This is a genomic window from Sphingomonas sp. (assembly GCF_035998645.1).
GTDB lineage: Bacteria > Pseudomonadota > Alphaproteobacteria > Sphingomonadales > Sphingomonadaceae > Sphingomonas.
On sequence record NZ_DASYHL010000004.1, the window covers coordinates 747,286 to 760,070 of the forward strand.

Consider the following 12,785-nt stretch of genomic DNA (forward strand, 5'->3'; position numbering starts at 1 on the left):
TTGATGGTCCCGTGGATTATAGGCGGGGGGCAGGGGGGGCGGACGCGCTGTGCGTCTTTTAGATATTTGTTTGCTGCACCGATGCGGGTGCGACCGGACCGGCGCCGACTACTCTAGATAGATGTAAACGCGAACGAGGAACCCGCATGTCGCTTAGCGCCTATCAACGTGCCCGCACTCTTGTGGAGACGCCCCGCGCAACTGAACAGCGACTGATCCGGGCGGTTACAGCGTCGCTGATGGAAGCGCGCGACCATGGTTATAGCGGTGGGCGCCTGATGGAGGCGCTGCACTGGAATCGTGAGATGTGGGATACGTTCGCCAGCGCCTGTGGTGCGCCGGGCAATGAGCTTCCCGATGCGCTGCGTGCATCGATTATCTCGATCGCGCTGTGGGTCAATCGCCATGCCAGCGACGTGATGAAGGGGCGTGAGTCGCTCGATCCGCTGATCGAGGTCAATCGCTCGCTACTCGAGGGCCTTGGCGAAGGCCGCATGGCTGCATGATGCGTACCGGCACCGGGCTTATACCGGTGCCGCAACCTCCGCAGCATAAGCGAGGCGCAACGCCTCCGACAGGCTGCTGACGTCCAGCTTTTCCATCATGTTGGCGCGATAGATCTCCACCGTGCGCGGTGACAGGTCGAGCTGGTGGGCGATCACCTTGTTCGGCCGCCCCTCGATCAGGCCCATCAGCACTTCATGCTCACGCGGGGACAGCCGCGCGATCCGCTCGCGTGCCTGTTCGCGCCGTTCGGCAATGCCGCTGGTCTCGCTGAACCGCGCAAATGCCTGGTCGAGCAGGTTGAGCAGGTGGTGGGGGTCGTAGGGCTTTTCCAGAAAGTCGGTCGCGCCGGCCTTCATCGCCTGAACCGCCAGCGAGATATCGCCCTGACCTGTCAGCATGATCGTGAGGAATTTGGCGCTGCGTTCCTGCAGCTCGCGCATCACGTCGATGCCGTTGCGTCCGGGCATCTGGAAATCGAGCAACAGCACGCCGCCGTCGCTAGCCTCGATGTTATCGAGGAAGGCGTCCCCCGATGCGAAGACGCGGATCACCAGATTGGGGCGCTCGGACAACAGCCCATGGAGCGACTGGCGAACCGCCTGGTCATCGTCGACGATATAAACACTCTGCATCAGTCCTCCCCCAACGTCCGCTCTACCCCTGAAACGGTAAAGCGGAATGTGGCGCCACCCTGTTCGTTGTTGTGCGCCGAGATTTTGCCGCCATGCGCCTCGATGATCCTGCGAGAGATCAACAGGCCGATCCCCATACTGCCTTCGCCCTTGGACGAATTGAACGGCAGAAACATTTGATCAAGAATGGGTTTGGCCAGACCTGGCCCATTGTCGGACACTGAAAATTCGATGCGGTCGCCGTCGAGCTTGCGGGTCGCGACGCGGATGCTGCGCTGGTCTGCTGCAGTTGCGCGCAAGGCCTCCAGCGCGTTGCGCATCAGGTTGACCAGAACCTGTTGGATCTGGATCTTGTCGGCGAACATGAAGGGCGCCTCTGGTGCAAGATCATAGTCTACCGATACGTCCAATCGCTGGGTTCCGACAAGTACCAAAGCGCTCGCTTCGCGGATTGCGGTTTCTACGGGCTCGACGCGCAGATCGACATCGCGCCGCGCAACAAAATCGCGCAGCCGCCGGATGATCTCACCGGCACGTAAGGTCTGTTCGCGCGTGGCGCGCAACTGGGCGAGCAGCCGCTCGTACAGCGGGTCGGAGATTTGTTCGTTCTCGAGGATGACCTCGGCGGTGGCGACATGGTTGGCGATCGCCGACAGCGGCTGGTTGATCTCGTGCGCCAGCGCCGCCGCGAGCTCGCCCATTGCGTTGATCCGTCCGATTTGGGTCAGTTCGCTGGACAGCTGCTCCAACCGCTCTTCGCCGCGCAGCCGTTCGGACAGGTCGGTGATGAATCCGGTGAAGACGCGGTTGTCCTCATACACCGCCTCGCCGACATGCAGTTCGATCGGAAATTCACGGCCATCGGCATGCAGCGCGGTCAGGATGCGCGGCCGTCCGATGATCCGCCGCTCGCCGGTGCGCAGATAGCGCTCAAGAAAACCGTCATGCTTCAGCCCGAAATCCTCGTTCATCAGCAGCGAGACGTTGGACCCGATCACATCGTTGGCGGTGTGGCCGAACAACCGTTCGGCGGCGGGGCTGAAGCTCAGGATCCGCCCGTGAATGTCGATCACCAGCATCGCGCTGGGCACGGTTTCGAGGATCGAGCGCATCTGCGCCTCACGCGCGGCGAGCTGCGTGGTTTGCTGCACGCGATCGGTGACGTCGATGTTCACGCCGACCGTTCGGGTGAGCGCGCCGGCCTCGTCATAGAAACAACGCGCCGACCCCTCGATCGCGCGGACTGATCCGTCGGGCAGGCGGAGGCGATAGAAGAAGCTGATCTGGTCGGCCCGGCTCCACACGGCGGCCTCCAGCCGCTTGGTGAGCAGGGCGCGATCCTCGGGGAGCATCGCCTCTTGCCACGTGGCATAGTCGTTGAGCGTACCCGAGGGCAGCCCGAGCAGTGGTTCGGTATCGGCGAACCAGGTCAGCTTGCCCGACGCGATGTTCCATTCGAAAATGCCGATCTTGTGTGCCTGCGCCGCCAGCGAAAGCCGGTCGTCGCTCTCCGCCGTCGCGCTTTGTGCGCTGAGCAGCGGGCCAAGATCGGTGACGGACAGCACGGTGACGGTGCCGCGGTCGCGATCGTCGACCTGCTGCTCGGTCTCCAGCACCTGCACAGCGCGGCCGTCGCGCGCGGTTTCGACCAGCCGGCGCTGGCGATGGATGCCGCTGCCCTCGACGGCCAGCTCCTCTTCCTCGGCGCCCTCGGCCGGCCGGGTCTGGAGCAGCTCGGTCTTGATTTGTCCGATGGCCTCCTCCGCGGAGAATCCGAACAGCGCCGCGCAACCCCGTGACCAGTGGGTAATGCGTCCTGTGCTGTCGATCATAGCGATCGGCTGGGCATCGAGCGTGGCGGCGAAGATGCGCAGTTTGGAGCGCTGCCGGGTCAGCCGCGCGATCGCCCACAGCAGCACCGAACCGACGATCAGCGTGTTCGCCAGCATGCCCCAGATTTCAGTCGTCTCGGGAAAGTCGCGGTCGCTGAAGAAAATGAGATCTGCCGCCAATACCAAGGCGGGGGCCACCATCAGCGCCGGCACCGCGCGCAGCGGCATTGGCCATTGCTCGCCATTCGGGCGATCGTCGCCCAGCGCCTGATCAGTTGCGGTCATCAACAGGCCAACGCCCAGCAGCAACTCGGCGATATTGGTCAGGATCGGGATATGCCAGGGCTGGACCGTGCCGCCCCGCACTTCGGTCGCGAGAAGCTGGCCAGCCAGCATGAGCAGCGCGAAGCTGATGACGAGCGCGGCGACCAGCGCTGCAATCGGAGCGCCTTCCCGCTCGTTGCGGAACAGGATCACCGTCGAAGCGCCGAGCAACATGATGAGCAGGCAGGAGATCGGGCTGCCGCCGTTGCGAGAGAATAAGGAAAGCGCGAGCAGCAGTGACGCGACCAGCGCGACGCCGACACCAACGGCAGCGACGCGTTTGCGCGAGATGGCGCCGGGCACGCTCACGGCGATCAATGTCGCAGCGAGGATCAGATTGGCGGCGAGGGCAGGAGGCGAGGCCGAGGCAAAGCCGGGCAGAGGGCTCAAGAGTGTCGGGACGCCCAGAACCCAGCCGATCAGTCCGACCACGCAGACAAGGGCGGCTGCGACGAAACAAATTGCGGCTACCCGCCCGCGTATCGACCTCATCGGGAACCAGAGACCGCCCGGCGTCACGCCACCCCCATTACAGCCTTTGCCCCGTTTCTGTGGCCAACTTTACCCAGATTGGATGGGGTTACAACTGCTTACACGAAGCGTGCGGCAACAACCGCATGGACCTCATGTTGAGTCAGGTCATTGAGGGGGAGGGCGCGCTGGGGCGACTGGCTGTGCCCGACCAGCATGCCATCCATTCCGGCCGCGACCGCAAGGATGCGAAAACCGCCCGCTTCGCGCACTGCGGCAAGTCCGCCTGCGACGGGATAACGGTCAGGATCGATGAACAGGATCGCCTGACCGGGAAGCCCCGCGCCGAGCGTGGCGCGGCACAGGCGCAGCGCAATGACCTGCGAACCGCATCCGGGCGGGGGCGGAATGCGCTCGCCCGTCTCCTGGTCGAGCACCAGCCCGTCCGGTCCGGCGATTCCGCGGACAGCGATCGTTGCCGCAGGGTCGCCCACCGTGGCTATTGTTGCGGGAACAGCTTGAACGCCCGCGACATCGCCGCGCAGTTCGGCCCGCAGCGCAACGGTCCGCTCGCGCGTCCGGCGCAGCCGTTCGTCGGGATCGCTGACCGAGGACATCCACGGGTCGAGCTCGCCGCCGCGGTGCAACTGGTCGATGCGCGCGCGCAGTGCCGCCTCGCTCGGTGTGCCGAACAGCTCGGCGATCGCCAGCCGGGTCGGCGCATTCCATTCCTCGAAGCTGCGCTGCGCATTTTCGATGCGCGACAGGTTGACCGGCGCGATCCCGTGGCGCTCGCCGATCGCCTGAATCGTCAACGACCGGTCGGTCGAGCGGAGATGGCGCACCGCCGCAGCGAGCAGGACGGCGAAGCGCTCGCGCTCCAGGTCCAGCATCGGCATGTTGACGAACGGCGTCGCCCAATCCTCGATCGAAAAGCCCGGTGCATCGACATCCAGCAGCAGCGCGTCGGGCGCGACGCCCAGCACGCCTGCGACCTCGATCAGCTCATGCGCCCGCGCCGTCACCTCGCCGCGTTCGATCTTCGACAGGCGGATATAAGTGAGGCCGGGCAGGCGATGCGACAGGCCGATCAGCTTCTGATAACCCGCGCGACGGCGCAACTCGCGGATATTATTGGGAAAGATGAACGCACGATAGGGGTCGACCGGCACGGTGCCGGGACTTGCTGCAGTCCTGAACTTGACGGGCGCGTCCATGCCCAGGTCTCCTATACCCATAATGATATAGGATAGCAGGCCTCCCGAATGCTTCCAAGTGTTTAGAGATTAAACCTGTCAGCCAGCCCGGCGTGCTGCGGTCGACCGTGGCGGATGCGAGATCAGCGCCCAGTTTCCCGCCGGATCGAAGCGACGCAGCGCAACCAAGCTGCCCGGACGGGCAATGCGACGGTCGAGCCAGCCGGGTGCGAGTGGCCAGGGATCTTCCGGTGCGACGGCAACGCCGCTGCCGTCGGTGATCAGGCCGATGCTGTTCGGCGCCATGCCGATCGGCCAGCGCTGACGCACCCGCTCGAGCAGCTGCCCGGCAAGCCGCTCGCACGCCCGCGCAGTGCGCAGCGGAGCGATGTCCTGACGCTTGAGCCAGCGGTCCCAGCTTGCACCGAAATTCCCGTTGGCACCCACGCCCCACACGGCGATCAGATGGCCCGACTGGTCGAGCCAGTAGCGGGCATTGTGGCAGAATTCCCGGGACAGGTCGTCCAGACCCGGATCGATGAACGGCATAAGGCCGTCGGCGCTGCCCTGAGCGGTCATGATGCTCTCGCGGATCACGGGGTTGGTCTCAGCGCGAACGGGTGGTGGTGCCGCGGACCAGCGCGGCTTCGCGCTCGTCCTGCTCGACCGCCGGGGTCTCCTGCAGCGGGGCCGGGACCACCGCGATCACGCGGCTCAGCCGGTTGTGCGGTGCGTTGTGATCCGGAAGCACGCCGACCGGGGGCGTTTCCAGCTTGTCGCTCGCGCGGCGGCGCGGCGTGGTCTTGGGGCGCTCGAACATCCCGCCAAAACGAGGGTCGTTGGCGGCGATGTCGGCGATCGTCTTGGCGGCGCGCTTGGCGACCTGACGCTGGCGCTCGCGCTCCTGCGGATCGGCCTCGATCTCGATGTCGGCGGCGTCGTCGGACAGGCGGCGCGCGACGGTGCGGCGCTGTGCCTCCAGCTTTTCCTCCAGCTCGGCGATCTCGGCGGGATCGATGATCGCGGCACCGGCACGATAGCGGGGCAGGCGCGGGTCCTGGACCTGCACCGACCGGGTGTTGCGGGCGCGGCGCTTGAGCTGCTCCATCGCAACGCCGCGCAGATGATCGACATAGGCGTCGAGCAACGCTTCACGGGTCTTGACCGCGAAATGCTCGCCGGCGGCGGCCTCGGTGCGCTCAAGGGCGTATTCGTCCTCGATCATGCTCTCCAGCGTGTTGGCTTCGCCCTCTGCGCCGATGCTGGTCGCATGGAGCGAAACGGTGGTCGCCTCGACCTTCTTCGCCGACGGGCGCTGGTCGGTCATGACGCGGAAGCGCAGGCTCTGCAGCTCGCCGCGCAGCTGCCAGTTGACGAACGTCGTGAACTGGGCGCGCTCGGAGTCATAGGCCTGGATCGCGCGGTGAACGCCGATCGCGCAGCACTGCTCGGCATCGTCCCAATGGGCGGCCAGGCCATATTGGCGGATAAAGTGGCGGATGCGCGGCGCAAGCAGCTTCAGCACATGGGCAAAGGCGCGGTCGCCATGCACGCGCTGGCGATTGGTCTGCGGCTGGCCGTCCTTGGCCAGGTTCTCGATAACGGTCGCAACGGCAACTTCGAGCGCGGCAGTGGTGGTCGACATGATCGTCCCCTCGATCGTCTTCGCCGTCGCGATGCTTGCTCCGGCTGCAGGGGAATGATCGCTGATTGCGGTAAATAGGAGTAAACTACTCCTATACGTAATTCCACAACATGTACTTCTACAGTATGCTGTGCCTCACGCCGCGCGCACCTGACTGACGAAGCGATGGACCTGATCGGAGAGGGTACTGGCCTGCCCCGACAGCGCGCTCGCAGAGGAGAAAACCTGGATTGCTGCGGTCCCCGTGGCCTCCGACGCCTGGCTGACCCCGACGATATTGGCGGAGACTTCATGCGCCGCCTGGGCGGTTTGCTGGATGTTGCGGCTGATGTCGGCGGTGGCGCTGTTCTGCTGATTCACCGCGCTGGCGATGCTGCTGCTGATCTCGGCGACCTGGCTGATGGTTGCGGTAATGCTGCCAAGACCGGTAACGGCGCGCCGAGTCGCGTCCTGGATTTCGCGAACCTGGGCCTCGACCTCCTCGGTCATCCGCTCGGTCTGGCTGGCGAGTGCCTTGACCTCGGCGGCGACGACCTCGAACGCCTTGCCGGCCTCGCCCGCACGCGCTGCCTCGATCGAGGCGTTGAGTGCCAGCATGTTGGTCTTGCCCGCAATCTGCCCGATCAGGCCGACCACGGTGCCGATCCGCTCGGCTGCCTCGTCGAGTGCGCGGACCGTCTGGTCGGTCTGCTGCGCATCGGTGACGGCGCGCTGGGTGGTCCGGGTGGATTCGGTGACCTGCGCGGCGATCATCTGGATCGATGCCGACAGCTGCTCGGCGGCCGACGCGACGGTCTGCACGCCTGCGCTTGCCTGTTCCGCTGCAGCCGCCACGGCGAGCGCGCGGTTGTTCGCGACGCCGGTATTGTCGCTCATCGACTGGGCGCTGGCTTCCAGTTCGTTCGATGCGACGCTCAGCTGCTCGACGAGCCCCGCGACCTGTCCCTGGAAAGTCTCTGCGAGCGTCGACAGCTTCTCGTCATAGGTGACCCGGTTCTCGACGATGTAGCCGGAGATGGCGAGGTCCATGTCGATCATCACCGCCATGTTGATCGCGGTGCACAGGTCCGCCGTGCGCCGCGCCGCTGCGGGGCTCAGCGCGCGTCCGGTGCTGCTTGCGGCCAATTCGAACAGATGGCGCAGGATGAAGGTGTAGCCGCCGATATACCATTGCGGGTCGAGGCCGATCTTGCTGTGCATCAGACCGATTTTCTTGACCGAGCTCACATAGGCATCATCGAACCGGCCGGAAAACAGCGACTTCCAATGCGCGGCCTGCGCGCTCGCGGCGCGTGGCATCGCTTCGCTGTCCTTGAACATCGCGGCGAGTTGCGGCCAGCCGCGCAGGTTGGCGTAGAATTTGTCGAGGATGCCGGGAAGCGCGCGCTCCAGCGTCGGGCCGAACTTGGTCAGCGCGGCGCGCTGGACATCGGTGAAACCGGCAAAGGCCAGGCGTTCGACAAGTTCGGCACTCACGGTCATGGCAGGACCCTCTCATCCCAGCTGCGGTCCTTACTCATATAGGAAAATTGCAGGAGCAGCGGTCGCCATCCGGGTTCTTACTTACCTGTTAGGCATAGCGTTCGGGGCGCACGCGGCTGCCGACATAATTGTCCAGCCAGGCGCGGTGCGCGGCGCTGGCGTCACCGGTGCGGGCGATCGCCTGGCTGGCGCGACCGCCGCCGATCTGCGCGCGCAGCAACAATCCGGCGCGTTCATCGGTAAGACCGGTCTTGAGATATTTGATCGCATCCCCCGGGCCCAGGTGATGGGCGAGATAGGCGGTGCGCGCGACCGTGGATGGGTCTTCGCCGGTGGCGACGCCCGATCGCTTGAGCAGTTTCAGGTTCGCCTGCGCATAGTCTGCGGTTGTCTCGATCGACGCCGTCGCATTGTAGCGCAGCTGGAGCATTTCCGCGCGGGCGGCGGCGCGCACCTGACCCGACCGGTCGAGCCAGCCCTTGGCCTGTGCGGTCTGGTTGAGCCAGGTGCCGCGCGTCTCGGCCATTCCTTCCCAGGTGCGGCTGAGGAACTGGCCAAGCCCCGCCGCCGACGAGCGGCTGTTGCGCGAATAGGTGTTCCACTGGCCTGCGGAATCCTTCGCGGCCTCGGCATTGACGATCGCGGCAAGCGCGGTCGCGGGGATGCCAGTGCGTTGGGCGGCGCGCTCCAGCGCCGGGGCGTGGCGGGCATTGGCGCCGAGCCGCGCGGGATCGAGCGTTGCCACGCCGACCGCTTCAGGCTGACTGGCCTCGAGACTGCGCAGGTCGATGTCGCGGAATTCGGGGCTGTGCAGCACCGCCGCCATCGAACGCGGTTGCGTCGCCTGACCCGCCAGTTCCAGCAGCGCGTCGAGGTCGAGCTTCTCCATGTCCGGGTTCTGCGGCAGCTTCGCCTCGGCGTCCGGCGCCATCGTCCCGATCGCCGCCTGCCACAGCCGCTTCTGCGCCGAGCCCAGCGCGTTGCGGTGGATCGCGGCGGCGGTCGCGGCGGTATCCGGGGAACCCAGCGGGCGGGTGTGGATCGTCATCATTGGCTGCTCCTGCGCATCTCGCGGGCGCGGCGCACGAAGCGCGCTGCAGTCAGATCGTCGAGCATCGCCTGCTCGGCAGTCTGCGCCACGCGTTCGGCCTCGGCCTTGTACTGGTCGGCGGCGTTGCCGATCGCCTTCATTGACGCATATTGCTGCGCAGCCTGGCGGCGCAGCATCGTCAGTTCGACCTCGGCATCGTGGCGCAATTGCTCCAGACGGCGGCGCTCGGCGCGCGCACGGTCGAGATAGGATTCGGCATAAAGCTGCCAGTCCATCGCGCTCAGTTCGCGCTCGCGCACGATCTTGGCACCCAGCGCCTCGTGCAGCGACTGCATCTCATGAAGCCGGATCGTCGCGTCGGCGATCAGCCCCTTCAGGGCATCCATGTCGCGGTCGAGCGCGCGGAGGGCCGCGTCATAGGGCGTGCGCATGCGCTTCCTCCACCAATGCGTTAAGGTCGGCAAAGGCCTGATCGGCGTGACCGCGATCGCCCTTGTTCTGGGTCAGCATCGCCTCGATCTGCGGCGCGATGGCGACGGCGCGATCGACTTCGGCATTCGATCCGGCCTTGTAGGCGCCGAGCCGGACGATCTCTTCCATATCGGCATAGGTGCCGAGCACGCGCCGCGCCGCGAGCCGCGTGGCGTTCTGATCCTCGTTCAAACAGCGGGGCAGGGTGCGCGACACCGATTTGAGCAAGTCGATCGCGGGATAGCGGCCGCGCTCGGCAATCTTGCGCGTGATGACGACATGGCCGTCGAGAATGCCGCGCACGGCGTCGGCGACCGGCTCGTTATGATCGTCGCCATCGACCAGCACGGTGAACAGGCCGGTGATCGATCCCTGTCCCGGAAGGCCGGGACCGGCGCGCTCGAGCAGCCGGGGCAGCTCGGCAAAGACAGTGGGGGTATAGCCGCGCGTCGCCGGCGGCTCACCATTGGCGAGGCCGATCTCGCGCTGCGCCATCGCAAAGCGCGTGACCGAGTCCATCAGGCACAGCACGCGCAGGCCGCGGTCGCGATAATATTCGGCGAGCGCCAGCGTGGTCCAGGCGGCCTGCCGGCGCATCAGCGCGGGCTCGTCCGACGTCGCGACGACGACGATGCTGCGCGCGAGACCCTCGGGACCAAGGTCGTCCTCGACGAACTCCTGCACCTCGCGGCCGCGTTCGCCGATCAGTCCGATGATCGCGACATCGCATTCGGTCCAGCGCGCCAGCATCGACAGCAAGACCGACTTGCCTACGCCCGAGCCTGCGAACAGGCCCAGACGCTGGCCGGTGCACAGCGGCACGAACAGATCTAGCGCGCGCACCCCGGTCTCGATCCGCTCACCCACACGGGCGCGGGAGGCGGCGGGGGGCGGGGGCGCCTTGATCGGCTGGCGCGTCGCGCCCTGCGGCAGTTCGCCCTTGCCATCGACCGGGCGGCCCAGGCCATCGACCATCCGGCCGAGCCAGCCATCGCATGGGCGCAGCGCGAGCGCGCCGGGGTGCAGCCAGGCGATCGTGCCCGAACTCAGCCCCTGTGGCTCGCGGAACGGCATGCATTGCGCAAGACCCGCCTCGATCCCGGTCACTTCCGACGGGATCATCCCCTCGGGCGTGTCGATGTCGATCCGCGCGCCGATCTGCGCCGCGCCGGCAAGGCCCTCGACCTCGATTAGGGCGCCGCGGACCGCGGTGACGCGCCCGTGCCGCTTTTCCAGCGGCAGCGCGGCGATCGTGCGTGCGGCGGTGGACAGGCTGTGCACGCGCTGCGCCTCAGGCTGCTTCGTTGGCCGGAGCGGTGGCGGCGTCCTCGAACTCGATCAGCGCGCGGCAGGTGGTGAGGCCGCGATAATAGCTGCCCTCGGCAACCTGCCGGGCAAACCGCACGCATGCGGCGCGTCCTTCGTCATTCGGCATCGCCGGGATCAACAGCGTCAGCTCGTCGATCACCTGGTTCTTGTGCGCCTCCGGCTCATCGCCGAGATACGCCATCATCGTCGCATAATAGAGCCGACGGGCGGTGGTGGTGGCCTCTTCGGGCGCCATGATCTCACGGCCGCGCAACAGCGCCACCTTGTTCTCGATCACCAGTTCGGTGCGGCCCTTGGCGCGCAGCATCGCCCCATTGACCACCAGCGCCTCGCCGTCGCGCAGGGAAATTCGCAGCATCGTCACGTCCTCGTCTTGTGCGTTGCTGCTTTTTAGAAGGGCGGCGACGGGCGCGGTCCCGCACCCGGAAAAAATTGCCGCCCAGCAAATTTTGCGTGGCCCCGCAGACCGATGGCGCGGGCGCCCTCCTATCATGGCTCTGACCTGCCCTTCATGGGGCGCGAACCGGAGACAGTCCTTGAGCCTTTATTCCGCACTTTATGCCGGCGTTTCCGGCCTCGGCGCCGAAGCGACTGCGATGGCCGTCGTTGCCGACAATATCAGCAACATCAACACGGTCGGATACAAGGGCAGCGACACCCAGTTCAGCACGCTGGTCAGCGACGGTCGTGCGCGGTCGGCCTATACCGCGGGCGGCGTGATGGCTGCGCCGCAGGCGCTGATCTCGAAACAGGGCCTGCTCCAGGCGTCGAGCAGCACCACCGATCTCGGTATCGAGGGCGGCGGGTTCTTCGTGGTGCGTGAGGCGCTGGACGGTAACGACGTCGCCTTTACCCGCGCAGGTGCTTTCCGCCCGGACGAGTTCGGCTATCTGCGCAACGCGTCCGGCATGTATCTTCAGGGCTGGCGCCTCGACAGCTTCGGCGAATTCACAAACACCGGCAACGTCCAGGCGCTGACCCCGGTTCGTGTCAGCGACCTCACCGGCGCGGCCGCGCCGACGACAAAGATCGACGTGCGCGCCAATCTTCAGTCGACTGCCCCGGTCTATACCGGTGCCTATGCTTCGGGCGATATCGCCAACGGAACGGTGACACCGGGCTTCAGCCGCTCGTTCGACATCTTCGACGCGCAGGGCACGTCGCACCGCGTCACGATGGCCTATGTCCGCACCGGCGCGAACACCTGGCAGGGTGAGCTGTATGCCGAGCCCGCGTCCGACGTGACTGCGGCGAACGGGATGCTCGCGAGCGGCGAGCTGCGCTTCAATCCCGATGGCAGCCTGATCCGCGACGACGCGGTCTATACCTCCGACCTGTTCGATCCGGTCAACGTGACCTGGAGCAACGGCGCCGGCGCCGTGCCGATCCGACTGGGACTGGGCGAGAATGGCACAATCAGCGGCCTCAGCCAGTTCGGTTCGGAATCGGCGATGATCGCCGCGACCACCGATGGCGGCGTGCTCGGCAACATCGCATCGATTCAGGTGTCGGAAATCGGCCTGCTGAGCGCGGTGTTCGACAATGGCGTGACCCGTCCCGTCTTCCAGCTGCCGGTCGCAACCTTCCCCAACCCGGACGGGCTGACCCGCATTACGGGCAACGCCTATCTGCTGTCGGACAAGTCGGGCAACGCCTCGATCGACATCGCGGGCGCACTCGGCGCGGGCAATATCCGATCGAGCACGCTCGAGGCGTCGACGGTCGATCTGGCGCAGGAATTCAGCAACATGATCCGCTTCCAGCGCGCCTACAGCGCCGCGTCGAAGATCATTACCACGGTCGACGACATGTTGGCCGAAGTCAGCAACCTCAAGCGCTGATCGT

12 protein-coding genes are annotated in these 12,785 nt (G+C 66.0%); 2 read left to right on the plus strand and 10 right to left on the minus strand.

Annotated features, from left to right (window positions below; translation table 11 throughout):
- Positions 1 to 146: 146 nt before the first annotated feature.
- Positions 147 to 506, plus strand: a complete 360-nt coding sequence (gene flaF / locus VGN66_RS12990; RefSeq protein WP_224922392.1) for a flagellar biosynthesis regulator FlaF — start codon at positions 147 to 149, stop codon at positions 504 to 506.
- An 18-nt stretch (positions 507 to 524) separates the two neighbouring features.
- Here the strand turns inward: flaF and VGN66_RS12995 are convergent, their stop codons facing one another.
- The 10 genes from VGN66_RS12995 to VGN66_RS13040 form a co-directional block, all read right to left on the minus strand.
- The gene (locus VGN66_RS12995) at positions 525 to 1,139 is read right to left on the minus strand and encodes a response regulator transcription factor (RefSeq protein WP_224922391.1); all 615 of its coding nucleotides are present in this window, start codon (positions 1,137 to 1,139) and stop codon (positions 525 to 527) included.
- Positions 1,139 to 3,727, minus strand: a complete 2,589-nt coding sequence (locus tag VGN66_RS13000) for a PAS domain S-box protein (RefSeq protein ID WP_327519227.1) — start codon at positions 3,725 to 3,727, stop codon at positions 1,139 to 1,141. The genes VGN66_RS12995 and VGN66_RS13000 overlap by 1 nt, the downstream gene beginning before the upstream one ends.
- Before the next feature lie 158 nt (positions 3,728 to 3,885).
- A complete protein-coding gene (locus tag VGN66_RS13005; protein ID WP_327519228.1) occupies positions 3,886 to 4,983 on the minus strand; it encodes a helix-turn-helix transcriptional regulator in 1,098 nt (365 codons plus the stop codon).
- Positions 4,984 to 5,061: 78 nt separating this feature from the next.
- Complete coding sequence (locus VGN66_RS13010) at positions 5,062 to 5,541, minus strand: hypothetical protein (protein ID WP_224922388.1); 480 nt, start codon at positions 5,539 to 5,541, stop codon at positions 5,062 to 5,064.
- A gap of 28 nt (positions 5,542 to 5,569) precedes the next feature.
- Positions 5,570 to 6,607 carry a sigma-70 family RNA polymerase sigma factor gene (locus tag VGN66_RS13015; RefSeq protein WP_327519229.1) on the minus strand — a complete coding sequence of 346 codons (1,038 nt, stop codon included), beginning with the start codon at positions 6,605 to 6,607 and terminating at the stop codon, positions 5,570 to 5,572.
- Positions 6,608 to 6,742: 135 nt separating this feature from the next.
- On the minus strand, positions 6,743 to 8,089 hold the full coding sequence (locus VGN66_RS13020) for a globin-coupled sensor protein (protein ID WP_327519230.1): 1,347 nt from the start codon (positions 8,087 to 8,089) through the stop codon (positions 6,743 to 6,745).
- Positions 8,090 to 8,177: 88 nt separating this feature from the next.
- Entirely contained in the window at positions 8,178 to 9,140 is a 963-nt protein-coding gene (locus tag VGN66_RS13025) for a peptidoglycan-binding protein (RefSeq protein WP_327519231.1), read from the minus strand.
- On the minus strand, positions 9,137 to 9,571 hold the full coding sequence (locus VGN66_RS13030) for a hypothetical protein (protein ID WP_327519232.1): 435 nt from the start codon (positions 9,569 to 9,571) through the stop codon (positions 9,137 to 9,139). Before VGN66_RS13030 ends, VGN66_RS13025 begins: the two co-directional genes overlap by 4 nt.
- The gene (fliI, locus tag VGN66_RS13035; protein WP_224922383.1) at positions 9,555 to 10,892 is read right to left on the minus strand and encodes a flagellar protein export ATPase FliI; all 1,338 of its coding nucleotides are present in this window, start codon (positions 10,890 to 10,892) and stop codon (positions 9,555 to 9,557) included. The genes VGN66_RS13030 and fliI overlap by 17 nt, the downstream gene beginning before the upstream one ends.
- Positions 10,893 to 10,902: 10 nt before the next feature.
- On the minus strand, positions 10,903 to 11,298 hold the full coding sequence (locus tag VGN66_RS13040; RefSeq protein WP_327519233.1) for a flagellar biosynthesis repressor FlbT: 396 nt from the start codon (positions 11,296 to 11,298) through the stop codon (positions 10,903 to 10,905).
- A 178-nt stretch (positions 11,299 to 11,476) separates the two neighbouring features.
- On the opposite strand from VGN66_RS13040, the gene VGN66_RS13045 reads away from it, so the two are divergent.
- Positions 11,477 to 12,781: a flagellar hook protein FlgE gene (locus tag VGN66_RS13045; RefSeq protein ID WP_327519234.1), complete on the plus strand. Its 1,305-nt coding sequence runs from the start codon at positions 11,477 to 11,479 to the stop codon at positions 12,779 to 12,781.
- Positions 12,782 to 12,785: the final 4 nt, after the last annotated feature.